We start from the raw sequence: 25,131 nt of genomic DNA on the forward strand, positions 1-25,131 counted from the left end.
GGCCCCGCGGCAGGCGCCATGTGCGGTGGCCCACCCGCGCGTCCGTACAGTGGGAGGCCGAGGAATCGGTGGTCACTTCGGTGGAGCTGCTCCCCGGGCGCCCCAGACCGCGGCGCAACACGATAAAAGTGCAGGTGAGAAGGGCCAATGGGCAACACAGGGACGCTGGTACTCGCAGGGACGCCCATCGGTGACATCGAGGACGCCCCGCCGCGCCTCGCCGCCGAGCTGGTCGCCGCCGATGTGATCGCCGCCGAGGACACCCGCCGGCTGCGCCGCCTCACCCAGGGCCTCGGCGTGACGCCCGGTGGCCGGATCGTGTCGTACTTCGAGGGCAACGAAGCGGCCCGGACGCCGGAGCTGGCCGACGCGCTGGCCGGCGGCGCCCGGGTGCTGCTGGTCACCGACGCCGGGATGCCGTCCGTCTCCGACCCCGGCTACCGGCTGGTGGCCGCCGCCGTCGAGCGGGGTGTGAAGGTCACCGCCGTCCCCGGGCCGAGCGCCGTGCTGACCGCGCTGGCGGTGTCCGGGCTGCCCGTCGACCGGTTCTGCTTCGAGGGCTTCCTCCCCCGCAAGCAGGGCGAGCGCCTCACCAAGCTGCGGGAGGTCGCGGACGAGCGCCGCACCCTCGTCTACTTCGAGGCGCCGCACCGCCTCGACGACACCCTCGCCGCGATGGCCGAGGTCTTCGGCGCCGACCGCCGCGCCGCGGTCTGCCGGGAGCTGACCAAGACGTACGAGGAGGTCAAGCGCGGCGGGCTCGGGGAGCTGGCGGCGTGGGCGGCCGAGGGCGTGCGCGGGGAGATCACGATCGTGGTCGAGGGCGCCCCCGAGACCGGTCCGCAGGAGCTGGGCCCCGCGGAGCTGGTGCGCCGGGTGCGGGTGCGGGAGGAGGCCGGGGAGCGGCGCAAGGAGGCCATCGCCGCGGTCGCCGCCGACGCGGGGCTGCCGAAGCGGGAGGTGTTCGACGCGGTGGTGGCCGCGAAGAACGCCGAGAAGGCGGAGAAGTCCTAGGGGAAGCCCGAGGGGAAGGGCGCCGGGGACTGACCCGCCGGCGCCTGGCCGCCCGGGGCCGCCCCGCCGCCAGGCCGCCCCGCCCGGTGTCCGAAAGCCGCTGCCGGAAGGTAAACGTCCGGCCTCGAAGGGTAAAGGGAGCCTCCGGACGGCCGGGACTTTGGCCTGGAGCGGGCCAAATCTGGGCCAACAGGTAAGAACATCCGCCGCACCTCGCCCGGGAGGGGAGTCCACTGGGAACCGGGACGCACGGTTCCCCGGAGACCTTGTCCACCGGACAAGAGGAGCGGCACATGAGTGAGATCGCGGACATCCGCACCAGCTACCCCGACACCCACCCCACCACCGATGCCCCCGTCCACGAGGCGTACGCCTTCGCCTGCATGCATTGCGGCCACGGCTGGGAGCAGGCCTACGAGATACGTCACCAGGTGGACGTCAAGGGCGTCACGCACGCCGTCTACTACGCGGACGGCGAGCGGGTGCCGTCCCCGCTGACCAGTCCCGGCTGCCTGAGCTGCGGTTCCACCGTGGTGCGGATCATGCGCGCGGGCGAGGTCTCGAAGGTGTCCCACGCGATGGAGAGCCTGCACCAGCGCACCGGCGGTACGGAGCGGCGGTCCGCCGGCCCGGAGCGCGGAGGCAGCTCCGCCGCCCCGCGCGAGCACCACTGGCACCTCTCCGACCTCCTCCACCCCTTCCAGCACCGCCGCTGAGCCGCGGCGCCCGGGCCCGGCGCCCGGGGACCGCGAGGTGAGGCCGTGGCCGCCGTCCTCGTAGGATCGCGGCCATGGCCCCGCACGACACCGGCTCCGAGACCGCCCCGCCCACCGCCGCCGGCAGCGGCACCTCGCCCAAGGCGAAGGACGCGAAGGACGCCCCGCCGCCGCTGCCCGAGCCGCTGCGGGTGCCGGTCGCCGACTCCCACACCCACCTCGACATGCAGCAGGGCACCGTCGAGGACGCCCTCGCCAAGGCGGCGTCCGTCGGCGTCACCACGGTCGTGCAGGTCGGCTGCGATGTCGCCGGATCCCGGTGGGCGGCCGAGACCGCCGCGGCGCACGAGGCGGTGCATGCCGCCGTCGCGCTGCATCCCAACGAGGCGCCGCGCATCGTCCACGGCGACCCCGACGGCTGGTCGCGGCAAGGAGCCCGCGAGCCGGGCGGCGACGCGGCCCTCGACGAGGCGCTGGCCGTCATCGACGCGCTGGCCGCCCTCCCGCACGTCCGCGGCGTCGGCGAGACCGGGCTCGACTACTTCCGCACCGGCCCCGAGGGCACGACCGCGCAGGAACGCTCGTTCCGCGCGCACATCGAGATCGCCAAGCGGCACGGCAAGGCGCTGGTCATCCACGACCGGGAGGCCCACGCCGACGTGCTGCGCATCCTGCGCGAGGAGGGCGCCCCGGAGCGCACCGTCTTCCACTGCTACTCCGGCGACGCCGCGATGGCCGAGGAATGCGCGGCGGCCGGGTACTTCCTCTCCTTCGCCGGCAACGTCACCTTCAAGAACGCGGGTCCGCTGCGCGAGGCGCTCGCGGTGGCCCCCGCCGAGCTGCTGCTCGTCGAGACCGATGCGCCGTTCCTCACCCCGGCGCCGTTCCGCGGCCGCCCCAACGCGCCGTACCTGATCCCCGTCACGCTGCGGGCGATGGCCGAGGTCAAGGGCGTCACCGAGGACGCGCTCGCCACCGCCGTCGCGGCGAACACGGCACGCGCCTTCGGCTACTGACCGCGCGGGCAAGGCGAGGCCCTTCCGGCCCGTAAGCTGCACCGGTGAACCAGCGCAGTCAGCGAACAACGGAAAGGCGCGCCCCGTGGACGGTCACGGCGGCGCGCGGCGAGGCTTCGGCATGAGTGAGAGCACCACCGGCGACGAGTCCGGCCCCCTGCTGGGCCCCGCCGACATCCGCGAGCTGGCCGCCGCGCTGGGCGTACGCCCCACCAAGCAGCGCGGCCAGAACTTCGTCATCGACGCCAACACCGTCCGCCGCATCGTGCGGACCGCGGACGTGCGGCCCGACGACACCGTCGTCGAGGTCGGCCCGGGCCTCGGCTCGCTGACCCTGGCACTGCTGGAGGCGGCCGACGCGGTCACCGCCGTGGAGATCGACGACGTGCTGGCCGCGGCGCTCCCGGCGACCGTCGCGGCGCGGCTGCCGCAGCGCGCCGACCGGTTCGCGCTGGTCCACAGCGACGCGATGCAGGTCACCGAGCTGCCCGGCAATCCGCCCACCGCGCTCGTCGCCAATCTGCCGTACAACGTCGCGGTGCCGGTGCTGCTGCACATGCTGGCGACGTTCCCGACCATCGAGCGCACGCTGGTCATGGTCCAGTCCGAGGTCGCCGACCGGCTCGCGGCCCGCCCCGGCAACAAGGTCTACGGCGTCCCGTCCGTCAAGGCCAACTGGTACGCCGAGGTCAAGCGCGCCGGGGCGATCGGCCGGAACGTCTTCTGGCCCGCGCCGAACGTCGACTCCGGTCTGGTGTCGCTGGTGCGGCGGCAGCCGCCGGAGACCACCGCGAGCCGCGCCGAGGTCTTCGCCGTCGTCGACGCCGCGTTCGCCCAGCGCCGCAAGACGCTGCGGGCGGCGCTCGCGGGCTGGGCCGGTTCGGCCGCCGCCGCGGAAGAAGCGCTGGTCGGCGCCGGCATCTCGCCGAAGGCCCGCGGCGAGGCGCTGACCGTCGAGGAGTTCGCCCGCATCGCGGAACACAAGCCGAAGCGGCAGAACGAGCAGCAGAACGAGCAGCAGGACGAGCAGGGGAGCACGCGGTGAGCGCGGCGGTGACGGTACGGGTTCCGGCGAAGGTCAACGTCCAGCTGGCGGTCGGCGCCGCCCGCCCGGACGGCTTCCACGACCTGGCCAACGTCTTCCTCGCGGTCGGCCTGTACGACGAGGTCACCGCCGCCCCGGCCGACGGCCTGCGGATCACCGCCGAGGGCGAGGGCGTGGCCGGCATCCCGCTCGACGCCACCAACCTCGCCGCCCGCGCCGCGACCCTCCTCGCGGCCCGCCACGGCCGCACCCCCGACGTCCATCTGCACCTGAAGAAGGACATCCCCGTCGCGGGCGGCATGGCCGGCGGCAGCGCGGACGCCGCCGGCGCCCTGCTGGCCTGCGACACCTTGTGGCAGACGGGCGCCTCCCGCGCCGAACTCCTGGAGATCTGCGCCGAGTTGGGCAGCGATGTGCCGTTCAGCCTGGTCGGCGGCGCGGCCCTGGGCACCGGCCGCGGCGAGGTCCTGACCCCGCTGCCGGTCGGCGGCGCCTTCCACTGGGTCTTCGCGGTCGCCGACGGCGGCCTGTCCACCCCCGCCGTCTACGGCGAGTTCGACCGCCTGACAGCCGGAACCGACGTACCGGAACCGGCCGCCTCCCCCGCCCTCCTCGCCGCCCTCGCGGCGGGCGACGCGACGGCCCTGGCGAGCGAGCTGGTCAACGACCTCCAGCCCGCGGCGCTCTCCCTGCGCCCGTCGCTGGCGGCGACTCTGGACGCGGGCGCCGCCGCGGGCGCGCTGGCCACGCTGGTCTCCGGCTCCGGCCCGACCACGGCGTTCCTCGCCGCCGGCCCGGAGGGCGCGGAGAAGGTCGCGGCGGCGCTGACGGCTTCGGGGACCTGCCGTTCCGTACGGATCGCCGTTGCTCCGGCGCCCGGGGCGACGGTGCTCTGAGCGGTCAGCTCCGTAAGTCCTTCGTGGGTGCGCTTGCGCGGCTTGTTGCAGCGGTCAGAGGGGGGTCGGCACCCGCCCCGGTTCGTCGTAGCGGTCCGGATCCGTCTACGCGGCCGGGGCGGGTTGCCGCCGGTCTGAGGCACCGACGGTCCGTCGGTGCGGTCTGGGCAGCGGTTCCGGGGTTATCGGCCCGCGAGTTCGGTCACCAGGCGGGCGGCGAGGGGCACCTCTACGGCGTGCTGCTCGGCGGCGCGCAGGAGGGCGCCGCCGATTGCGTCGAGTTCCAGGGGGCGTCCGGCTTCGGCGTCTCGCTGCATGGAAGATTTGGCCTCGGACGGGAAGGCGTCGTAGAGCCGGAGGGCTGCCGCGGTGTCGGAGGGGGCCCCGCAGGCGCGGCTGACGGCGGCCGTTTCCTCGAGCAGCGCCAGCAGTTCCGGGCGTCGGTCGGTGCGGATCTCGCCGATGGTGAGTCCGTACCGCGTGGTGAGCAGGGCGAAAGGAGCGAGGAAGGCGAACTTCGCCCAGAGCGTGGCGGTCTCGTCGTCGCGGACGCGGGTGCGGACACCGGCAGCGGTGAGTGTTGCGGCGAGCGCGTCGAGGCGTTCGCGCGGTGCCGTGCCGCCGGCGAGATCGACGTCGGTGAAGGGGCTGCCGTGCTCGATGAGCCCCGGCGTGCGGCGCGCGGCTTCGACGCGGATCACCCCAGGGGCCACCTGCCGGGGGTGGTAGTGGCGACGCAGCAGGGCCGGGTGCTCGATGCCGTTGAGCAGCGGCACGACGAGGCCGTCGCCCAGCATCGCGGACGGTACGCGCCGCAGTGCGGGTTCGAGGCTGGTCTGTTTGACGGTGATCAGGCACAGATCGACCGGTGCGCGTAGCTGCGTGTCGGCCTCGACCCGAGTGGTGAAGTCTGCGAACTGCTTGCTGCGCACCTGGATTCCGTCGCGGCGCAGTGTCTGTGCCGTCTCCTCGCCGGCGAGGCAGATCACCCTGTGTCCGGCACGGGCCATCAGGGCGGCCAGCAGACCGCCTACGCCACCGGGTCCGAGGACGGCGACGGTACACGGGCGATTGTTGTCGAGGTTCATCGTGGTCCTTCGGCAGAGGGCTGGGGTAGGCGTGTTTTGGCTAGGGGCAGGTGACGACCTGGCCTGCCCAGGACAGTCCGCCGCCGAAGGCGAGCAGCAGGACGGGGGAGCCGGAGGGGACCTCGCCGCGCTCGGTCAGTTTGGACAGGGCCAGGGGGACGGATGCGGCCGAGGTGTTGCCGGAGTCGATGACGTCCTTGGCGATGATGACGTCCTCGGACAGGTCGAGTTGGCGTGTGACGGCTTCGATGATGCGGAGGTTGGCCTGGTGGGTGACGACGCCGCAGAGGTCGGCGGGGGTGAGTCCGGCGCGGTGGCAGGCGTCGCGGGCGAGGGCGGGCAGTTCGGTGGTGACCCAGCGGAAGACCGTCTGGCCCTCCTGGGCGAAGTGGGGATGCCAGTCGTCGACCAGGCGGACGGCATCGCTGCGGGTGGGGTCCGAGCCCCAGGCGACCGGGCCGATTCCCGCCTTCTCGTCGGCGCTGATGACCGCGGCGCCCGCGCCGTCGCCGAGCAGGACGCAGGTGCTGCGATCGTTCCAGTCGGTGACGTCGGACATCTTCTCGGCGCCGATCACCAGAGCGTGCCGCGCTGCGCCGGCTCGTATGGCGTGGTCCGCGCCCGCAAGGGCGGTGCAGAACCCGGCGCAGCCGTTGTTGAGGTCGTAGGCGACGGCTGAGGGGATGCCGAGGCGGCCCGCGACCTGGGCGGCGATGGAAGGACAGCGGTCGACTGCGGAGCAGGTCGCCACGGTGACCAGGCCGATATCGGACGGCCGGAGGCCGGATGCGGCCAGCGCCTTGCTCGCGGCGGCGGCTGCCAGGTCGGTGACCGACTCGTCCGGCGCGGCGATCCGGCGGGTGGCGATCCCGGTCCTGCGGCGGATCCAGTCGTCGCTGGTGTCGACCATGCCGGCCAGGTCGTCATTGGTGAGGACGCGAGCGGGCTGGTGGTGCCCCAGGGCGGCGAGACGGGATCCAGGCACGGTGGCGCTCCTTGATCGACAGCAGTGCCGGGAATATAGCAACCGATCGGTCGGAAGCTAAATGGGTGGTGGTTGGCTACGATGACGCCATGAGCCCCCGCAAGTCCGTTGCCGAAGCCCGCAGGACGCGAGAGCGGATCGTGGAACACGCCATCGCCGTCGCCTCGGTTGAGGGCCTCGAAGGGCTGACCATCGGACGGCTCGCCACGGATCTCGGCATGAGCAAGGCCGGAGTACTCGGACACTTCGGCACCAAGGAAGCCCTCCAACTCGCCACCCTGGACGAGGCATCGGCGATTTTCGCGCGCACGGTATGGGGACGGGCGCAACACGAAGAGCCCGGCCTTCCCCGGTTGCGGGCCGTCTGCGACGCCTGGATCGCGTACGTCGAGACCGAGCGCGAAGTCTTCCCGGGCGGCTGTCTCTTCACCACCGCGGCCGTCGAGTTCGATGCGCGCAGCGGCCCGGTGCGCGATGCGGTGGCACGCATGTACCGGGTGTGGCGCCGACGGCTGGCCGGCGAGGTACGCGTCGCTGCCGACTGCGGCGACCTGCCCGCCGGCACGGATCCCGACCAGATCGCCTACGAACTGACGGGCCTCTACATGGCGTTCAACCAGGACATCCAGCTCTTCGCCGACCCGGCAGCCGCCGAACGCGCTCGCCGGGCCCTGGCCCGCCTCCTCGGACAAGACCTGACGAGATGACTCGCACCACACCGGCTCCGGAGTGGTCGATCGGCGTGGTGCCACCGCCCTGTGGGCGCGGCCGGAAGGGCGGCAATACGGGCTCGACCATGGCCCATAGGTCAACGGCCTCATCTCGTGGATGGTGACGCGGACGTGTCCGTGCGGGAGTCACGGTGCCGGGGATCGGGAGGCGGCCATCTCGTTGATGTCGGCGGTGGTCAGGGCCCGGCGGGGTGCTCCGGTGCGGACGGTGTGAATCATGGCTCGTCCGAGGTCGGTGCTGCTGGTGATGTGGCGCGGGGCGATACGGCGGATCAGGGGGGCCAGCGGGGTGAGGACCCGGTAGAGCAGGGCGTAGACCGGGGTCTTCGCGGTGGTGCCGGGCAGGGGGGTGATGATGCCGGGGCGGAACATGAAGGCGCGCGGGGTGAGTGCGAGCAGGGCGCTCTCTGTCTCGCCCTTGACGCGCGCCCACATCATGCGGGTCTTGCCGGTGGGGTCGGTGCCGGCGCCGGAGACGTAGCAGAAGGTGATGCCGGGGCTCGCGTCGAGCAGGGCGTGGGCGGCGGCCAGGGGGAAGTCGTAGGAGACGACCCGGTAGTCGGCCTCGGGCATGCCGAGGGCCGAGGTGCCCAGGCAGTAGAAGCAGGCATCGTATCCGGCGAGCCGGTCCTGGACCGCGGTGAAGTCGGTGAAGCGCTCGTGGTGGAGCTCGCGGAGCTTGGGGTGGGTGCGGCCGGTGGGGATGCGGCCGACGGCGAGGACCTCGGTGACCGCGTCGTCGCGCAGGCAGGCGTCCAGTACTCCCTGGCCGACCATGCCGGTGGCGCCGAAGACGATGATGCGCACGCTGTTTCCGTTCTGTCGTGGGGCTGGGCGCGTCCGCCGGGCGGCCGACCGGGGCGCACGCGTCTCGGCCCTGCTGCCGGGGCCGGTGAAGCGTCCGTCCGGCGTGTTTGTGGTTCAGACGGTCTTGGACATGCCGCCGTCGATGACGTGGTTGACGCCGGTGATGTTGCCGGCCACGTCGGAGAGGAGGAACGCGGCCAGGGCCGCGACTTCCTCGGGCTCGGTGATGCGGCCGGTCGTGACGTTCTGGTCCTCGACCAGCTGCTGGGTGAATTCGGCGAGGGTCATGCCGGAGGCGGCGGCCCAGTGGGCGGCCTGGCCGTCCGGGTCCTGGAAGGCGGTGGTGTTGACCATGCCGGGGGAGATGGTGTTCACGCGGACGCCCTGGGGGCCGAACTCCTCGGCCAGGGACTTGCCGAGCGTGGTGAGGGCCGCCTTGACAGCGCTGATGACGGGGAAGGCCCCGGGCATCAGCCCGCTGATGGAGGAGATGCTGACGATCGCTCCCCGGCGCTCGATCAGGCTGGGCAGGGCCGCGCGCGTGGCGCGGACGGTGCTGAGCACGTTGATCTCGAACGCGCGGGTCCACACGGAGTCGTCGGCGTCGCGGAAGCCGACGGATGTTCCGTTTCCGCCGCCCACGTTGTTCACCAGCAGGTCGATGCCGCCCAGTTCGGCGAGCGCGGTGCCGATGAGGGCGGAGACGCCTTCCGCGCTGCTCAGGTCTGCCGCCACCGTATGGGCGCCGGTCTCCTTCAGCTCGGGCGTGAGGTTGCGGGCGGCGCCCACGACACGGACGCCTTCGCCGATCAGGGTCCGGACGGTGGCCAGTCCGATGCCACGGCCGGCACCGGTGACGACCGCCGTCTTGTTGGTGAGGTTGAGCTTCATGGCGTTCCGATCGTTGTACTGGAGGTGGGGGTGAGCATGCGGGGCAGGCCGGCGCCCCGGACCGGGCTCAGGCGTCGGGCTGTTCTTCCTCACCGGAGGAGCGTCGGGGACCGGACCGGTGTCCCGCAGGGCGCCCGGCAGCGGGTATCCGGCGAGGGCGGACACCCGCTGCCGGGCCGCGACCGCCTCGGGCGGCACGTCGCCGGCCCGGGGCGGTCGCGCTCGCCGGCGTCCGGGCCCGCCCGGGGCGCGGCGAGGTGAGTCAGTCGCCGTCGGCGGCGACGGAGACGGACTCCCAGTCGGCCCAGGTCCGCAGCCGCTCGGCATAGGCCTGCTTGACCAGGTCGTGGGGCGCGGCGCCGAACAGGACGCGCAGCGGGGGCTGTTCGGCGTCGACGACCTTCAGCAGGGCTGCGGCGGCGGCCTTCGGGTCGCCGTACTTCGTCCCTTCGGCCACCGTGGCCAGCGCGTCGCGGGCCGGCTGGTAGGCGTCGATCGGCGCGGCGTGCGCGGCGGAGGAGCCGCTCCAGTCGGTGCCGAAGCCGCCCGGCTCGACCAGGGTGACCTTGACGCCGAAGGGGGCGACCTCCTGGGCGAGGGATTCCGTCATGCCCTCCAGGGCCCACTTGGAGGCGTGGTAGAGGCCCAGGGACGGGAAGGCGATGACGCCGCCCATGGAGGAGACCTGCACGATGTGCCCGCTGCCCTGGGCGCGCAGCAGGGGCAACGCGGCCTGGGTGACGTGGAGGGCGCCGAAGAAGTTGGTGTCCAGCTGCGCGCGGGCCTGCTGCTCGGTGACCTCCTCGACCATGCCGAACAGGCCGTAGCCGGCGTTGTTGACGACGATGTCCAGGCCACCGAAGCGCTCGTGCGCCGCGGCGACGGCCTCCTGGACGGCCCGGCGGTCGGTGACGTCCAGCTTCAGGGGGAGGACCGCGTCGCCGTGGACGTCGGCGAGGTCCTTCAGGGTGTCGGTGTTGCGGGCGGTCGCGGCCACCCGGTCGCCGCGGGAGAGGGCCGCCTCGGTGAAGGCGCGGCCGAAGCCGCGGGATGCGCCGGTGATGAACCAGATCTTGCTCATGTCACTGCCTCGTGAATCCGTGATGGTGGAAGCGAGCGGCGCGGTGCCGCCCGTTGCGGGGCGGTCCGTCGTGCCATGGCTCGGCTCGTCGCAGGAAACTAAGATGAACCTGCGTTCACCATCTATAGTGAAGCAGAGTTCACCTTTGTGCAAGCGCACCCGCCCGACCAGCCCCGGAGCACGCCATGGCCTCGACCCGACCCCTGCGCGCAGACGCCGCCCGCAACCGGAAGAAGATCCTCGACGCGGCCCGGGAGCAGATCGCCACCCATGGACCCGACGTCGGCATGGACGAGATCGCGGCCGCCGCCGGGGTGGCCGTCGGCACCCTCTACCGGCACTTCCCCGCGAAGACGGACCTCGTCGAGGCCGTCGTCGCGGACTGGATGGACGGCGTCGCCGACGGGCTGGAGGCCGCCGTGGCCCGCCTCGCGGCCGGATCCCGCGCGCTGGACGAGATCGCCGCTTTCCTGCGGCACTTCCTGGAGACCGCGGCCAACGACATGGCCGTCAAAGCCGCCGCCCGCGCTCTCGGCGCCGACACCGACCCCGACGCACCCCTTCAGCGCGTCACCACCGCGCTGAACACCCTCATCCACACCGGGCAGACCGAAGGTGACGTCCACCCCGACGTCACCCTCACCGACTTCTACCTGCTCCTCGACGGGGCCCCTGCCTCCCGCGCCGCCGGGGCCACCGACCGCTGGCTCATCCTCGTCCTGCCCGGCCTCACCACCCGAGGCCGCCCGGACACCACCGCCTGACAGGGCGGGGCGGAGACACTCCTCGGGACAAAGCCCCTGACCGCGCCCTCACCGGCCCCGTGCGGCTTCCGCCATCCATGAGCGGCTTCGATCTACGCCTTTACGGCGGGTACCGGACGGCAGGTATGGCGAATCGGCTGAGGCGGCCCCTTGAGTACCGGATGAGACACCGTCTTAGCTGACGAAGTGGTCGAACTCGCCGTTCTTCACCCCGAGGAGGAAGGCGGCGAGTTTTTCCGGGGTGGTTTTGACGATGACGGTGGGGTCGTCGCTCTCGCGCAGGAGGATTTCACCGTTGGATATGGCGGTTTCGAGGCACTGCTCGCCGCCGCCTCCGGAGAAGCTCGATTTCTGCCACTTGATTTCGCTGTTCATGCCTTGACTCTCACAGCTCCTTTGCGGCGTGGTGAATAAAACGTCGTGACTCTTCGGGTGTGAGCGCCGCCTGCTCGGCGAGGCTGAACAGCGTGCGATAGCGGTCGAGGTCGGCGGCTGCATCCAGGAAGCGACCACCGAACGGTGTGTCGATGTGGACGGTGTCGAGCTGCGGAACGATGCCACTCGCGTACATCGCTGTCTGCGTTACCTCGATGAAGTCCTCGCTCGTGAACGGGATGACCCGGAGGGTGAGGCCGGGACGCTCGGACGCGGACAAGAGGTATTCGAGCTGCCTGCGAGCAACCTTTCGCCCGCCTACCCGCATGCGTAGCGCCGCCTCGTGCACGATGGCCTCGAATTTCGGCGGTGCATCCCGTTCCAGGATGTCCTGCCGCTTCATGCGATGCTCGACTCGGGCCTTCAGCTCGTCGTCGGGAAGCTTCGGAATCACGCTGGCGAACAGGGCGTGCGCATACTCCTCGGTCTGGAGGATGCCGGGAAACGTGACGGGTTGCAGGCACCGCAGGCCCGTGGCGTGGTGCTCAAGCTCGGCGATGTTGAGAAACCCGGGAGCGAGGACGCCGCGATAGTCGTCCCACCAGTACTGTCCGCGATGCTCGCGCGCTATGGCGCACAACGCTTCGACAAGGGCTTCGTCATCGCAGGCGTAGAAGGTGGCGAGTCGGCGGATGCGGTCTTCGCTGATGCCGACGCGGCCCGCTTCGATGTTGCTCATCTTGGCCTGGTCGGTCGAAATCATCCCCGCAGCTTCACGGGCGGTCATGCCCGCGCGCTCGCGCAACTTCCGTAGCTCGCCGCCGAGTCGAGCCTGGCGGGCCGTTGGGTTGTCCCTCGGTGGCATGTCACCTTCCCCTTTTTGCGCCCAGTCTTGCGCGTAACGGTGCGGACGGTCCACTCGACCTGATTAATGCCACGGAACATGCTTGTCCCGGAACAAGCATGGCCCTACTGTCCAGGTAGTGCAGCGCAGCACGCGGGGACTCCCCAAGTGCAGCCACCCGCATGCCCGTTGGGATCTCCACGGGCTCACTTCAGCGTGCCCGACTCCGCACCCAGAAAGGTGCATCCGCATGCCCACTCACCCCTCCATCACGCCCGACGACGTGTACGACCTCGCCGAGAAGCTTCGTGCCGCGCTCAAAGACCACGGCATCACGCTGCCCTCGCTCGGTGTCGATCTGCCGGGCTTCGCGGGCAGCTACGGCGTCCCGCTCGTCGCGCTCGGCAACTGCAACGCGGCCACCGCCCACCAGCTCACCGAGGTGCTGCGCAAGGCGGCCGGCCGATGAGCGGCATGACCGGCCTGGTCTGCGCGATCTTCGTGGCGCTGCTGGGCTGGTTGCTCCCGGGGCGGGGCGGTCACCGTGCGACCCGTGGCCCCGGCGCCTTCGCCGCAACGGCCCGGCCACCAGCGGTGACGCCGAGGCGACGCCTCGTGTGCGTCCCCCGGGTGCCACCCGGCCTGCTCCCCCTGCTGGTGCTGGGGGACGAGGGCACCGGCCTCGTCCGGCCGTACGTGCTCGCCGCGCAGGAGCGGCAGCGCCTGGCGAAGCAGCGCGCCAGACGCAGGGAGCTGGAGGAGGCCGTGCGGGCGCTGAACGCGTGGTCGTCGGGTGGCGGCGGGCGCGGCTGAGGCCGTTCCCCGGGGGCCCCGGGGCAGCGCCCCGGCCCCCGGCCCCGCCATGGGATCCTGGAAGGGCCCAGGCAGCGTGCGCCGTACCGGAGCCGCGCGGGCCGTCAGCCGTCAGCAGGGAGAGCAATGGCCAGCAACCTCGTCAATCTGGAAGCCGTCGGCAAGGTCTACGGGACGCGTGCCCTGCTCGACGGTGTCTCGCTCGGCGTCAACGAGGGGGACCGGATCGGCGTCGTCGGGCGTAACGGTGACGGCAAGACCACCTTGATCCGGATCCTCGCCAAGCTGGAGGGCGCCGACGACGGCCGCGTCACCCACGCCGGTGACCTGCGGCTCGGCGTGCTCACCCAGCACGACTCGCTGGACCCGGCGGCGACCATCCGCCACGAGGTCATCGGCGATCTCGCGGACCACGAGTGGGCGGGCAACGCCAAGATCCGTGACGTGCTGACCGGCCTCTTCGGCGGCCTGGACCTGCCCGGTTTCGGTCAGGGCCTGGACACCGTCATCGGGCCGCTCTCCGGTGGTGAGCGCCGCCGGATCGCGCTGGCGAAGCTGCTCATCGCCGAGCAGGACCTCATCGTCCTCGACGAGCCCACCAACCACCTCGACGTCGAGGGCATCTCCTGGCTCGCCAGCCATCTGCGCGCCCGCCGCTCCGCGCTGGTCTGCGTCACCCACGACCGCTGGTTCCTCGACCAGGTCTGCACCCGCATGTGGGACGTGCAGCGCGGCGACGTCCACGAGTACGAGGGCGGCTACAGCGACTACGTCTTCGCGCGCGCGGAGCGGGAGCGCATCGCGGCGTCGGAGGAGGCCAAGCGGCAGAACCTGATGCGCAAGGAGCTGGCCTGGCTGCGGCGCGGCGCCCCGGCGCGCACCAGCAAGCCGCGGTTCCGCATCGAGGCGGCCAACGAGCTGATCGCGGACGTGCCGCCGCCGCGGGACAGCGCCGAGCTGATGAAGTTCGCCAGCTCCCGGCTGGGCAAGACCGTCTTCGAGCTGGAGGACGTGACCGTCCAGGCGGGGCCGAAGGTGCTGCTCAAGCACCTGACCTGGCAGCTGGGGCCGGGCGACCGGATCGGTCTGGTCGGCGTCAACGGCGCGGGAAAGACCTCGCTGCTGCGGGCGCTCGCCGAGGCGGCGCGGACGCAGGGCGAGGTGCAGCCGGCCGGCGGCAAGGTCGTCGTCGGCAAGACCGTGAAGCTGGCGTACCTCTCGCAGGAGGTCGCCGAGCTGAACCCGCAGTGGCGGGTGCTGGAGGCGGTGCAGGCGGTCCGCGAGCGCGTCGATCTCGGCAAGGGCCGGGAGATGACCGCGGGCCAGCTGTGCGAGAAGTTCGGCTTCACCAAGGAGAAGCAGTGGACGCCGGTCGGCGACCTCTCCGGCGGTGAGCGCCGCCGGCTGCAGATCCTGCGGCTGCTGATGGACGAGCCCAACGTCCTCTTCCTCGACGAGCCCACCAACGACCTGGACATCGAGACGCTGACGCAGCTGGAGGACCTGCTCGACGGCTGGCCCGGCTCGATGATCGTCATCAGCCACGACCGGTACTTCGTCGAGCGCACCACCGACCGGGTCTTCGCGCTGCTCGGCGATTTCCGGCTGCGGATGCTGCCGCGCGGTCTTGACGAGTACATCGAGCGCCGTCAGGAGCAGGCCGAGGCGGCGGCACCGGCGCCCGCACCGGCCGAGGCGCCGAAGAAGTCGGCCGCGGTCAACCGCGCCGCGCAGAAGGAACTCCAGCGGATCGAACGCCAGTTGGACAAGATCGGTGACCAGGAGGCGAAGCTTCACGCCCAGATCGCCGAGCACGCCACCGACTTCGAGAAGGTCGCCGGTCTCGACGCCGAACTGCGTGAACTGACCGGCCGCCGCGAGGAGTTGGAGATGCGCTGGCTGGAGCTGGCCGAGGACGCCTGACGGCCGCGGTCCGCGCGGGGCGTGGCCCGGGCCCCGGGCAATCCGGCCGAGTCCGGCCGGACGGGGCGCGCCCGGCGCGGTGAGCGTGTACCTTCCCGTGCACGGCGGGCCCGGCCAGGGCCCCGTGCGCCGGGAGGAGGGCCGCGGGATGGGCGTACGGCTCGTGGTGGTCGACGATCACCGTCTGCTGGCCGAGGCGCTGGCCTCGGCCCTGAAGCTGCGCGGGCACCGGGTGCTGGCCGCGGCCGCGCCGTGCGCCGGCGCCGCGGAGCTGGTGGTGAACCGCGCCCCGGAGGTCTGCCTGCTGGGGACGGCGGTGCCCGCCGAGCCCGGGGTGTTCGACCCGGTGGCGCGGATCAAGCGGGAGCGGCCGGGCATCGCGGTGGTGGTGCTGGGGCCGGTGCCGTCGCCGCGGGGCATCGCCGCCGCGTTCGCCGCGGGCGCCTCCGGCTACGTCCGGCACGACGAGCGGATCGAGGGCGTGGAGCGGGCGATGCTCAAGGCGCGGGCGGGCGAGGTGGCCGTCGCGCCGGTCCTGCTCCAGCAGGCGTGCGAGGAGCTGCTGCACCCGGCGGCGGAGCCGGACGACGAGGGCGCGCGGCTGCTGGCGCTGCTCACCCCGCGCGAGGTCGAGGTGCTGATGCGGGTCGCCGACGGCGAGGGCACCCGGCAGATCGCGGCGGGCATGGGCACCGCCCCGTCCACCGCGCGCACCCATGTGCAGCGGGTGCTGATGAAGCTGGAGGTCGGCTCGCGGCTGGAGGCGGCGGCGCTGGCGGCCCGCACCGGACTGCTGGAGCGTGCCGCGGAGGCGGCGGAGAGCCAGGAGCCGCGGGCGTAGCGGGGCCGGGCCCGCGGGCGCGCGCCCGGCCGCGTCGGATCAGCTCGCCGGGGTGTCCTGCGGCGCCTCGCCGGTCAGCTCCTCCGCGCTCGGCGGCACGGTGGGCCGCAGCTTCAGCCAGATCAGGAAGAAGAGGCCGAGGGCGAACATGCCCAGGCCGGTCCAGAGGTTGATGTTGATTCCCTGGGCCTTTTTCAGGTCGGCTTCGGAGGCGGTGAAGCCGGCGATCGTGACGATCACGCCGTAGACGGCGAACAGGCCGCCGATGATGCGCCGGACGTCGAAGAGCCGGGCGGCGGTCGCCGATTCGCGTTCGAGGGCGGCGACGTCGTGCTGGTGGTCGGACATGGCGGGCTCCCGGGCTCAGAAGGAGAAGGGGACGTAGCAGAGGGCGGCGAGGGCGACGGCGCCCCAGCCGAGCAGGGCGGGCTTGCGGTACCAGGCGTCGTCGCCGTCGGCGGGCACCTCCGCCATCTCCGGCGACCTGGTGCCGTAGACGAGCCCGGCGAGCGACTCGGCGGGCTTCGGCTTGGTGACGAGGGTGACCAGGACCATCACCACCGCGCCGACCACGAAGGCGACGATCGAGGAGACGAAGTTGGCGCCCTGCTCGGACGGGATGGCGATGACGCCCTGCTTGTAGAGCCCGAAGTAGTTGATCATCGCGGCGGCGGTGCCGGAGAGCAGGCCCCAGAATCCGGCGGCGGCGCTGGTGCGCTTCCAGAACATCCCGATGATGAAGACGACGAACAGCGGGACGTTGAAGAAGGAGAACAGCGTCTGGAGGTAGTTCATGATGTTGCTGAAGGACGAGGCGATGAACGCGGTGCCCATGCCGATCAGCACGCCGACGGCGGTGACCACCCGCCCGGTCTTCAGGTAGTAGCCGTCCTCGCGGCCCTTCTTCAGGTACGCGCCCCAGATGTCGTTGGTGAAGACGGTGTTGAACGACGAGACGTTCGCCGCCATACCGGCCATGAACGCGGCGAGCAGACCGGTCACCGCGATGCCCAGGACGCCGTTGGGCAGCAGATCGCGCATCAGCACCGGGATGGCGTCGTTGTACTGCAGCCCGTCCTTCGTCTTGCCCAGCGTCGGCTCCATGACCAGGGCGATCAGCCCGGGGACGACCACGACCAGCGGGATGAAGATCTTCGGGAAGGCGGCGATCAGCGGGGTCCGCTTCGCGGCGGAGAGGTTCTTCGCGGACAGCGCGCGCTGCACCTCGGCGAAGTTGGTCGTCCAGTAGCCGAAGCTCATCACGAAGCCGAGACCGAGCACGAGGGTGAGCCAGTTGGCGCCCAGCGGGTTGGCCTCGCCGATGCCGGTGCCCTTCCAGGCGGTGAGGAACGCATCGCCGTGCGAGGAGGTCAGCGAGTCGGTCAGCCCGTCCCAGCCGCCGACGCGCTTGAGCCCGACGATCGTCAGGGGTATCAGCGCGGCGAGGATGACGAAGAACTGCAGCACCTCGTTGTAGATCGCCGAGGAGAGCCCGCCGATCGTGATGTACGCCAGGACGAAGAACCCGGCGACGACGATCGCCACCCACTGCGGCCAGCCCAGCAGCGCCTGGAGGACGATCGCCATCGCGTAGAGGTTGACGCCCGCGATCAGCACCGACGACACCGCGAAGATCACCGACGACAGCAGGTGCGAGGACGGGCCGAAGCGGTGCAGCAGGAATTCGGGCACCGAGCGGACCTTGGAGCCGTAGTAGAACGGCATCATCACCAGGCCCAGGAAGACCATCGCGGGGATGGCGCCGATCCAGTACCAGTGGACGGTGTAGGCGCCGTACTGCGCGCCGTTGGCGGCCATGCCGAGGATCTCGGTGGCGCCGAGGTTGGCGGCGACGAACGCGAGACCGGTGACCCAGGCGGGCAGCGACCGGCCGGAGAGGAAGAAGTCCAGGCTGGTGCGGACGCTGCGCCGGGCGGCGATGCCGATGCCGAGGACGACGGCGAAGTAGAGGGCCAGGATCGCGTAATCGAGCCCGTTGGTGGGGAGCCTGAGCCCTTCGGCCAAGGTGATCATGGGGGCACTCATTTCCGGGGGCTGGGGGAGACCCCCAGGAGGACACATCGTTGTGCTCACGTGGAACGCACAAAAACGTACGCGCGAGGTCCCAGAAACTGAACAGTTGTGTTCGTTTCAGTTTGGACAAGGGGCGAGTGTGTGGTGCTTTTGCGGCGTTATGCCTGGTGTGCGAGGCGTCCGGCGGGCCGTCCCCGCACCCCGGCCCCGTATTGACTGACCTGTTGGCTTGTGCTTCATTGTGTTTGTTTTTGTGTTCGGTCGTGGCGGTGGCGCCGGCCGAGTGGCAGGCTGAGGAGCCCCCGTGAAGAAGACGACGACCCGGCTGTCCGACGGCCGGCAGCTCATCTACTACGACTCCCGCGACGACGCCGACCGCACCGCCCCCGACCGCCGACCCCTGCCCCCGGTCGCCACCTCCTCCGAGATCCGCCGCGACCCGCTGCTCGGCGACCACGTCGCCATCGCCTCACACCGCCAGGACCGCACCTACCTCCCGCCCGCCGACGCCTGCCCGCTCTGCCCCACGCGCGAGGGCCGCCCCTCCGAGATCCCCGCCGACGGCTACGACGTCGCCGTCTTCGAGAACCGCTTCCCCTCCCTCGCCGGGGACAGCGGACGCTGCGAGGTCGTCTGCTTCACCTCCGACCACGACGCGTCCTTCGCCGACCTCACCGAGGACCAGGCCGCCCTCGTCCTCGCCGCCTGGACCGACCGCACCGCCGCCCTCCAGCAACTCCCCGAGGTCGCCCAGGTCTTCTGCTTCGAGAACCGCGGCGCCGAGATCGGCGTCACCCTCGGCCACCCGCACGGCCAGATCTACGCGTACCCCTTCACCACCCCGCGCACCGCCCGCATGCTCGCCTCGCTCGCCGCGCACCGCGAGGCCACCGGCGCCAACCTCTTCGACGAGACCGTCGCCCGCGAACGCGCCGACGGCGTCCGCATCGTCCTCGACACCGACCACTGGACCGCCTTCGTCCCGTACGCCGCCCACTGGCCGTACGAGGTCCACCTCTACCCGCGCCGCCGGGTCCCCGACCTGACCGCGCTCGACGACGCGGCGCGCGCCGAGTTCCCGCGGGTCTACCTGGAGCTGCTGCGCCGCTTCGACCGGATCTTCGGCGCGGGCGACGGCCAGGGGCCGGACGCGGACACAGCGGCCCGCACGCCGTACATCGCCGCCTGGCACCAGGCGCCGGTCGGCATCCCCGACCGCGACGCGTTCGCGCTCCATCTGGAGCTCTTCACCATTCGCCGTACCGCCGGAAAGCTGAAGTTTCTCGCGGGTTCCGAATCCGGCATGAACGTGTTCATCAACGATGTGCCGCCGGAAGCCGCGGCCCAGCGACTGCGAGAGGTAGCGACCAAGTGAGTGTGAGCGTGCCGTCCCCCCAGCCGACCACCCGAGCGAAATGCCTGGTCACCGGCGGTGCCGGCTATGTCGGCAGCGTCGTCGCCGCCCATCTGCTCCAGGCCGGGCACGAGGTCACCGTCCTCGACGACCTCTCCACCGGCCACCGCGAGGGCGTCCCGGCCGGCGCCCGCTTCATCGAGGGCCGCGTCCAGGACGCCGCCCGGTACCTCGACTCCTCGTACGACGCGGTGCTGCACTTCGCCGCGTTCTCCCAGGTCGGCGAGTCCGTCGCGGATCCCGCCAAGTACTGGCGCAACAACGTCGGCGGCACCATGGACCTCCTCGACGCGATGCGCGGCGCGGGCGTGCGCGCCCTCGTCTTCTCCTCCACCGCCGCCACCTACGGCGAACCGGCCACCACCCCGATCACCGAGACCGCCGCCACCGCGCCGACCAGCCCGTACGGCGCGAGCAAGCTCGCCGTCGACCACCTCATCGGCGGCGAGGCGGCCGCCCACGGCCTGGCCGCCGTCTCGCTGCGGTACTTCAACGTCGCCGGGGCGTACGGCGACTGCGGGGAGCGCCACGACCCCGAGTCGCACCTCATCCCGCTCGTCCTCCAGGTCGCCCAGGGCCGCCGCCAGGCGATCTCCGTCTACGGCGACGACTACCCGACCCCCGACGGCACCTGTGTCCGCGACTACATCCACGTCGCCGACCTCGCCGAGGCCCATCTGCTGGCGCTGGAGGCGACGCTCGCACCGGCCGACGCCACCGGCCCCCGCGTCCGCCCCGGCGAACACCTCATCTGCAACCTCGGCAACGGCAACGGCTTCTCCGTCCGCGAGGTCATCGACACCGCCCGCAAGGTCACCGGCCACCCGATCCCCGAGGTCCTCGCCGACCGCCGCCCGGGCGACCCGGCCGTCCTCGTCGCCGCCGCGCAGACCGCCACCGACCGCCTCGGCTGGCGCCCCACCCGCGCCGACCTCGCCGGAATCATCGCGGACGCCTGGGAGTTCGCCCGCCGCACCGCCCGGACGAAGGAGTCCTGATGCCCGCGCACGAAGCCGACGGTCCGACCGTCACGCCGCCGCACGGCGCGGCCCGCACCGCCGCGGCCTTCCACGCCGTGTACGGCGCCGCGCCCACCGGCGTCTGGGCGGCGCCCGGCCGGGCCAACCTGATCGGTGAACACACCGACTACAACGACGGCTTCGTGCTGCCCTTCGCCCTGACCGACACCACCCTCGCCGCCGCCGCGCCCCGCACCGACGGGGCGCTGCGGCTGCACTCCGGCGACGTCCCCGGCGGCGTCGTCGAGGTCCCGGCCGACGCCCTGACACCAGGCCGGGACCTGGGCTGGGCCGCGTACCCGGCGGGCGTGGTGTGGGCGATGCGGGATGCGGGACTGCCCGTCGGCGGCATCGACCTGCACCTCGACTCCACCGTCCCCACCGGCGCCGGACTCTCCTCCTCCGCCGCCCTGGAGGTCGCCACCGCCCTCGCCCTCGACGGGCTGTACGGCCTCGGGCTCGATCGGCAGGAGCTGGCCCGGCTGACGCAGCGCGCCGAGAACGCCTTCGTCGGCGTGCCCTGCGGGATCATGGACCAGACGGCCGCCACCAGCTGCACCACCGGCCACGCCCTCCTCCTCGACACCCGCGACCTCACCACCCGCCAGGTCCCCTTCGACCTCACCGGCCACGGACTGCGGCTGCTCGTCATCGACACCCGCGTCCGCCACGCGCTGGCCGACGGCGCCTACGCCGAGCGCCGCGCGGGCTGCGAACGCGCCGCCCGCCACCTCGGCATCCCCGCCCTGCGCGACATCGAATACCTCCAACTCACGGACGCATTGCGGCAGTTGACCGAACTCCCCGATGTGCGGCCCCTGGTGCGGCACATCGTCACCGAGAACCACCGCGTCCAGCAGGTCATCGCCCGGCTGGACGCGGGCGAGCCGCGCGCCGTCGGCCCGCTGCTCACCGCCGGACACGCCTCCCTCCGCGACGATTTCGCCATCTCCTGCGCCGAACTCGACCTCGCCGTCGACACCGCACTGGCCGCCGGCGCGCTCGGCGCCCGGATGACCGGCGGCGGCTTCGGCGGCTCGGCCATCGCCCTCGTCGAGGACGCGGCGGCGCCGGAGATCACCGCCGCCGTCCTCGCCGCGTTCGCCGCCGCCGGACACACCGCCCCGCGCGTCTTCACCGCCCGCCCCGGGCCCGGCGCGCACCGCGCCGCCTGACGTACCGACCGGCGCACGCCGGGCAGCCGCGTCAACCCGGCGCACCACCCCGGCGGTACCCACCGGCGCGGGGCGGGGAGCGCGCCGCGGCCGCGCGCGCCGGGACTTTCGGCAAAGGCCCGCTGCCCGCCGCGCCCGTCCGTATCCTGAGATGAGCGCCGGTGGGGGCCGGTGCGTTCATCCGGGGGAGCGGCGCCGCACCGCGCGCGCCGGGCGGCGGGTACGGGGGCCACGGCGACGGCCGTGCGGCTACGGCGATCTTCACCCCGGGCCCGGTGCCCGCTATGGTCCGTTCCCCACGACAGGGGGTCCACGTGCAACGCATCCGGGTACTGGTGGCCGACGGCCACCGCATCTTCGCCGAGTCGCTGGCCGCGGCGCTCGCCGCCGAGGCGGACGTCTGCGTGGCGACGGCGGGCAGCGCCCACGCCGCGCTGCGCGCCCTCGAACGCGCCGCCGCCGAGGGACGCCCCGTCGACGTCCTGCTCGCCGACGCCGACCTCACCGCCGCGGCGCCGGCGCTCACCACCGTCCCCGCCCAGCAGACGCGGGGCCGCGGCGGCGGCCCGGCGCGCCCGCCCCGCGACGGCATCGCGCTGGCCGCCGCGGTCCGCGCCGCCCACCCGGAGCTGCGCACCGTCGTCCTCGCCGAACGCGACGACCCGCGCCGCGCGGCCGCCGCCCTCCAGGCGGGCGCCCAGGGCTGGGTCGCCAAGGACTGCTCCCTCTCCCGGCTGCTGGCCGTGATCCGCGGCGTCCTCCGCGAGGAAACGCATCTGCCGCCCGCCCTGCTCACCGGCGTCCTGCGCGAGCTGACCGCCGCCCGCCGGCACCGCACGGAGAGCGAACGCCTCGTCGAGACCCTCACCCCTCGCGAGCGCGAGGTACTGCGCTGCATGGTCGCCGGCATGGGCCGCAAGGCCGTCGCCGAACGCCTCTTCCTCTCCCCCCACACCGTCCGCACCCACATGCAGAACGTCCTCGGCAAGCTCGACGTCCACTCCACCCTCGCCGCGGTGGCCCTGGCCCGCCGAGCGGGAATCGGCCCGGCGGAACCGGAGCCGGCGCCGAGCCCGGGAGCGGCCGCCCCGGTGGCCGCTCGCGCAGGGGCCGCGGCGGCGGTTCCGGGGCGCTGAGCGGCGTCTCCCGCTGAGGCGGGCCCGCCCCTCAGCCCGCGCCCCCGGGAAGCGCGATGACGACGACGCCCCTGGGGGCGAGCGTGAGCCGGTGGACCGATGCGCCTACGGGGGGCGGGGCGTCCGGTGCGCCTGGGGTCTGCGCGGTGTCCGGTGCGCCGGGGGCCTGCGCCGTGTCCGGTGCGTCCGGGCCGTACGCAGTTGGTTCGCTCGGTTCGCTCGGCCGGCTCGATTTCCCCAGCTCACCCGGCCCGTTCGGCGCACCCGGCTCATCCGGCGTGCCCGGCCCGTTCGGCGTGCCCGGCGCACTCGGCCCGTTCGGCTCACCGGGCCCGCCCAACTCGCGCAGCCCGTCCCGCTCGCCCCGCCCGTCCGCGCGGCCCGACGCGCTCGTGGCGCCCAGGGAAGCAGGCCCGCCCCCGGCGTCCGGCTGCCCCGCCCCGTCGGCCACGATCATCCGGCCCGGCTCCGGCAGGGTGATCCGGGCCGTCTCCGTCCCGTGGTTGAGCAGGAACAGGAAACGCCCGGCCGCGCCTTCGCGGACGGTCGCCTGCACCCCGGCGGGCAGCCCGGCCACCACCGGGGTCACGCCCGCCGCCTCCCGTACGTCGTCCAGCAGCGCCCGCAGCAGCGCCGGTTCCGGGCGGGTGGCGACGTACCAGGCCGTCCCGCGCCCGTACGCGTGCCGGGTCACGGCGGGACGGCCGTCCAGCGGGCCGCCGGCGAAGCGGGCCACCGCCTCGGCGCCTTCCAGGGCGACGTCCTCCGCCCACAGGTCGGCCCGGCCCGCGTAGGAACCCCGCAGGCCGATCACCGCCCCCTCCGGCTGCGGCCAGAACTCCGTCACCCGCAGGCCCAGCAACTCCCGCAACGGACCCGGGTAGCCGCCGGGATGCACCCGGTCCTGCGCATCGACGATGCCGGAGAAGAACGACACCACCAGGTGACCGCCGCCGCGCACATACGCCGCGAGCCGCGCCGCGTCCTCCTCCGTCAGCAGATACAGCTGCGGCGCCACCACCATCCGGTAGCCGGACAGCTCCCGCGACGGCGGGACGACATCGCAGGCCACACCGGCCTCGTACAGCGGCCGGTGGTGCTCCAGCGCCAGCCGCGAGTGGTCCAGCGCGGCGGACGGCCGCGCCTCCAGCTCCAGCGCCCACCAGCTCTGCCAGTCGGCCAGCAGCGCCACCTCCGCCCGCGACCGCGTCCCGGCAAGCTCCGGCACCGACGCCAACTCCCTCCCCAGCGCGGTTACTTCACGGAAGATCCGGGTGTCCGTTCCGCCGTGCGGCACCATCGCCGAGTGGAACTTCTCCGCCCCGCCCCGCGACTGCCGCCACTGGAAGAACAGCACCGCGTCCGCGCCCTGCGCCACCGCCTGCCAGCTCCACAGCCGCATCGTGCCCGGCGGCTTCGGGCCGTTGCGCGGCCGCCAGTTGACCGCGCCGGGCGCCTGCTCCAGCAACAGCCACGGCTGCCCGCCCCGCGCCGACCGCATCAGATCGAAGACGTACGCCGCCCGCAGATGGTCATCCGACAGGAAGGGATCCTGATAGAAGTCCAGCGCCATCACGTCCATGTGCGGCGCCCAGGCGAACGCGTCCACCGGCTTGTGCTGCGGCATCAGATTGGTGGTCACCGGCACCCCGGGCGTGCACCGCGCCAGCACCTCCTTCTCCGCCAGATAGCAGGCGCGCAGCGCGGCGTCGCCGAAGCGCAGATAGTCGAGCTGCTGCGCCGGGTTGGGGAACGTGGGCGCGGTACGCGGCGGCAGCACCTCCGCGAAGTCGCCGTACGTCTGCGACCAGAACGCCGTGGACCAGGCGTCGTTGAGGGCGTCCACGGTCCCGTAACGCTCCCGCAGCCAGCTCCGGAAGTCTGCGGCGGAGACGTCGCAGTAGCACTGCCGGGTGTGGCAGCCGTACTCGTTGCCGATGTGCCACAGGGCGAGCGCCGGGTGCCCGGCGTAGCGGGTGGCGAGCTGTTCGACGAGGCGGACGGCGTGCGCGCGGTAGACCGGGCTGGAGGGGCAGTAGTGCTGCCGGGCCCCCGGCCAGCGGCGTCGCCCGTCGGCGTCCTCGGGCAGGATCTCGGGGTGCGCATGGCTCAGCCACGGCGGCGGCGACGCGGTCATCGTGGCCAGACACACCTCGATGCCGGAGTCGGCCAGCCCGTCCATGACCCGGTCGAACCAGCCGAATTCCCAGACGCCGGGCCGGGGTTCGACCCGCGCCCAGGAGAAGATCCCCGCGGTGACCATCGAGACCCGGGCCGCCTTCATCAGCTCCAGATCCTCGGCCCACACCTCCTCGGGCCACTGCTCCGGGTTGTAGTCGCCGCCGAATCGGATGCCCATCGTTCGGCCCTCCAGGGTCAAGCCCGGCGCCCGCACGGCCGCCGGTACGGACGCGGACTGCGACGCCGCCCGTCCCACCCGACGACGTCCGCGCCAGCATCCGCGCCCCACCCGCCCACCACAAGGACCCCGACGGCGCGGCCCCCGCTGTTCAGGGAGAGTTC

At 72.7% G+C, this 25,131-nt stretch carries 24 protein-coding genes and 1 pseudogene; 15 read left to right on the plus strand and 10 right to left on the minus strand.

Annotated features, from left to right (window positions below):
* The first annotated feature begins 147 nt into the window (after positions 1 to 147).
* From rsmI to ABT345_RS07710, 5 genes are all read left to right on the plus strand, one after another.
* Positions 148 to 1,014, plus strand: a complete 867-nt coding sequence (gene rsmI, locus ABT345_RS07690; protein ID WP_345090430.1) for a 16S rRNA (cytidine(1402)-2'-O)-methyltransferase — start codon at positions 148 to 150, stop codon at positions 1,012 to 1,014.
* Between the two features lie 293 nt (positions 1,015 to 1,307).
* Positions 1,308 to 1,730, plus strand: coding sequence for a hypothetical protein (locus ABT345_RS07695; RefSeq protein WP_345090433.1), 423 nt, complete (start codon positions 1,308 to 1,310; stop codon positions 1,728 to 1,730).
* A 74-nt stretch (positions 1,731 to 1,804) separates the two neighbouring features.
* Positions 1,805 to 2,746 carry a TatD family hydrolase gene (locus tag ABT345_RS07700; protein ID WP_345090436.1) on the plus strand — a complete coding sequence of 314 codons (942 nt, stop codon included), beginning with the start codon at positions 1,805 to 1,807 and terminating at the stop codon, positions 2,744 to 2,746.
* 121 nt (positions 2,747 to 2,867) lie between these two features.
* Positions 2,868 to 3,791 (plus strand): 16S rRNA (adenine(1518)-N(6)/adenine(1519)-N(6))-dimethyltransferase RsmA, encoded by a 924-nt coding sequence (gene rsmA / locus ABT345_RS07705; RefSeq protein ID WP_345090438.1) that lies wholly within the window; start codon positions 2,868 to 2,870, stop codon positions 3,789 to 3,791.
* Positions 3,788 to 4,687: a 4-(cytidine 5'-diphospho)-2-C-methyl-D-erythritol kinase gene (locus ABT345_RS07710; RefSeq protein WP_345090441.1), complete on the plus strand. Its 900-nt coding sequence runs from the start codon at positions 3,788 to 3,790 to the stop codon at positions 4,685 to 4,687. The genes rsmA and ABT345_RS07710 overlap by 4 nt, the downstream gene beginning before the upstream one ends.
* A gap of 182 nt (positions 4,688 to 4,869) precedes the next feature.
* Here the strand turns inward: ABT345_RS07710 and ABT345_RS07715 are convergent, their stop codons facing one another.
* Positions 4,870 to 5,775: a ketopantoate reductase family protein gene (locus ABT345_RS07715; protein WP_345090444.1), complete on the minus strand. Its 906-nt coding sequence runs from the start codon at positions 5,773 to 5,775 to the stop codon at positions 4,870 to 4,872.
* Positions 5,776 to 5,815: 40 nt separating this feature from the next.
* Positions 5,816 to 6,760: a beta-ketoacyl-ACP synthase III gene (locus tag ABT345_RS07720; protein ID WP_345090447.1), complete on the minus strand. Its 945-nt coding sequence runs from the start codon at positions 6,758 to 6,760 to the stop codon at positions 5,816 to 5,818.
* 89 nt (positions 6,761 to 6,849) lie between these two features.
* Between ABT345_RS07720 and ABT345_RS07725 the strand changes: the two genes are divergently transcribed.
* A complete protein-coding gene (locus ABT345_RS07725; RefSeq protein WP_345090449.1) occupies positions 6,850 to 7,467 on the plus strand; it encodes a TetR/AcrR family transcriptional regulator in 618 nt (205 codons plus the stop codon).
* Positions 7,468 to 7,617: 150 nt separating this feature from the next.
* On the opposite strand, the gene ABT345_RS07730 is transcribed toward ABT345_RS07725, so the two are convergent.
* The 3 genes from ABT345_RS07730 to ABT345_RS07740 all read right to left on the minus strand — a co-directional run bounded on the left by ABT345_RS07730 (position 7,618) and on the right by ABT345_RS07740 (position 10,270).
* Positions 7,618 to 8,298: a Rossmann-fold NAD(P)-binding domain-containing protein gene (locus tag ABT345_RS07730; RefSeq protein WP_345090452.1), complete on the minus strand. Its 681-nt coding sequence runs from the start codon at positions 8,296 to 8,298 to the stop codon at positions 7,618 to 7,620.
* A 114-nt stretch (positions 8,299 to 8,412) separates the two neighbouring features.
* Complete coding sequence (locus ABT345_RS07735; protein WP_345090455.1) at positions 8,413 to 9,189, minus strand: SDR family oxidoreductase; 777 nt, start codon at positions 9,187 to 9,189, stop codon at positions 8,413 to 8,415.
* 262 nt (positions 9,190 to 9,451) lie between these two features.
* Complete coding sequence (locus ABT345_RS07740) at positions 9,452 to 10,270, minus strand: SDR family oxidoreductase (RefSeq protein ID WP_345090457.1); 819 nt, start codon at positions 10,268 to 10,270, stop codon at positions 9,452 to 9,454.
* Positions 10,271 to 10,455: 185 nt separating this feature from the next.
* Between ABT345_RS07740 and ABT345_RS07745 the strand changes: the two genes are divergently transcribed.
* Positions 10,456 to 11,034, plus strand: a complete 579-nt coding sequence (locus tag ABT345_RS07745; protein WP_345090460.1) for a TetR/AcrR family transcriptional regulator — start codon at positions 10,456 to 10,458, stop codon at positions 11,032 to 11,034.
* A gap of 174 nt (positions 11,035 to 11,208) precedes the next feature.
* Here the strand turns inward: ABT345_RS07745 and ABT345_RS07750 are convergent, their stop codons facing one another.
* Together ABT345_RS07750 and ABT345_RS07755 are read right to left on the minus strand one after the other, a co-directional pair.
* Positions 11,209 to 11,409: a DUF397 domain-containing protein gene (locus tag ABT345_RS07750; RefSeq protein WP_345090463.1), complete on the minus strand. Its 201-nt coding sequence runs from the start codon at positions 11,407 to 11,409 to the stop codon at positions 11,209 to 11,211.
* A gap of 10 nt (positions 11,410 to 11,419) precedes the next feature.
* A complete protein-coding gene (locus tag ABT345_RS07755) occupies positions 11,420 to 12,274 on the minus strand; it encodes a helix-turn-helix domain-containing protein (protein WP_345090795.1) in 855 nt (284 codons plus the stop codon).
* Between the two features lie 229 nt (positions 12,275 to 12,503).
* Here ABT345_RS07755 and ABT345_RS07760 point away from each other — a divergent pair, with 229 nt between their 5' ends.
* The 4 genes from ABT345_RS07760 (at position 12,504) to ABT345_RS07775 (ending at position 15,830) form a co-directional block, all read left to right on the plus strand.
* Positions 12,504 to 12,722 (plus strand): DUF302 domain-containing protein, encoded by a 219-nt coding sequence (locus ABT345_RS07760; RefSeq protein ID WP_345090467.1) that lies wholly within the window; start codon positions 12,504 to 12,506, stop codon positions 12,720 to 12,722.
* Positions 12,719 to 13,066: a hypothetical protein gene (locus ABT345_RS07765; protein ID WP_345090470.1), complete on the plus strand. Its 348-nt coding sequence runs from the start codon at positions 12,719 to 12,721 to the stop codon at positions 13,064 to 13,066. The genes ABT345_RS07760 and ABT345_RS07765 overlap by 4 nt, the downstream gene beginning before the upstream one ends.
* Before the next feature lie 126 nt (positions 13,067 to 13,192).
* Positions 13,193 to 14,989, plus strand: a complete 1,797-nt coding sequence (locus tag ABT345_RS07770; protein WP_345090473.1) for an ABC-F family ATP-binding cassette domain-containing protein — start codon at positions 13,193 to 13,195, stop codon at positions 14,987 to 14,989.
* 148 nt (positions 14,990 to 15,137) lie between these two features.
* Positions 15,138 to 15,830: a response regulator transcription factor gene (locus tag ABT345_RS07775; RefSeq protein ID WP_345090476.1), complete on the plus strand. Its 693-nt coding sequence runs from the start codon at positions 15,138 to 15,140 to the stop codon at positions 15,828 to 15,830.
* A 39-nt stretch (positions 15,831 to 15,869) separates the two neighbouring features.
* Here ABT345_RS07775 and ABT345_RS07780 read toward each other — a convergent pair whose 3' ends face one another.
* Both ABT345_RS07780 and ABT345_RS07785 read right to left on the minus strand, forming a co-directional pair.
* On the minus strand, positions 15,870 to 16,178 hold the full coding sequence (locus tag ABT345_RS07780; protein ID WP_345090479.1) for a hypothetical protein: 309 nt from the start codon (positions 16,176 to 16,178) through the stop codon (positions 15,870 to 15,872).
* A gap of 15 nt (positions 16,179 to 16,193) precedes the next feature.
* Complete coding sequence (locus tag ABT345_RS07785; protein ID WP_345090482.1) at positions 16,194 to 17,864, minus strand: sodium:solute symporter family protein; 1,671 nt, start codon at positions 17,862 to 17,864, stop codon at positions 16,194 to 16,196.
* A gap of 304 nt (positions 17,865 to 18,168) precedes the next feature.
* On the opposite strand from ABT345_RS07785, the gene galT reads away from it, so the two are divergent.
* The 4 genes from galT (at position 18,169) to ABT345_RS07805 (ending at position 22,608) form a co-directional block, all read left to right on the plus strand.
* A complete protein-coding gene (galT, locus tag ABT345_RS07790) occupies positions 18,169 to 19,239 on the plus strand; it encodes a galactose-1-phosphate uridylyltransferase (protein ID WP_345090485.1) in 1,071 nt (356 codons plus the stop codon).
* 2 nt (positions 19,240 to 19,241) lie between these two features.
* Entirely contained in the window at positions 19,242 to 20,276 is a 1,035-nt protein-coding gene (gene galE, locus ABT345_RS07795) for a UDP-glucose 4-epimerase GalE (protein WP_345090488.1), read from the plus strand.
* Positions 20,276 to 21,472 carry a galactokinase gene (galK, locus tag ABT345_RS07800; RefSeq protein WP_345090491.1) on the plus strand — a complete coding sequence of 399 codons (1,197 nt, stop codon included), beginning with the start codon at positions 20,276 to 20,278 and terminating at the stop codon, positions 21,470 to 21,472. The genes galE and galK overlap by 1 nt, the downstream gene beginning before the upstream one ends.
* Before the next feature lie 314 nt (positions 21,473 to 21,786).
* Complete coding sequence (locus ABT345_RS07805) at positions 21,787 to 22,608, plus strand: response regulator transcription factor (protein ID WP_345090494.1); 822 nt, start codon at positions 21,787 to 21,789, stop codon at positions 22,606 to 22,608.
* Between the two features lie 421 nt (positions 22,609 to 23,029).
* Here ABT345_RS07805 and ABT345_RS07810 read toward each other — a convergent pair.
* A pseudogene (locus ABT345_RS07810) lies at positions 23,030 to 24,967 on the minus strand (beta-galactosidase); the annotation flags it as partial.
* Positions 24,968 to 25,131: the final 164 nt, after the last annotated feature.

The organism is Streptomyces sp. NPDC000404, assembly GCF_040300365.1.
Classification (GTDB): Bacteria; Actinomycetota; Actinomycetes; order Streptomycetales; family Streptomycetaceae; genus Streptomyces; species Streptomyces ramulosus.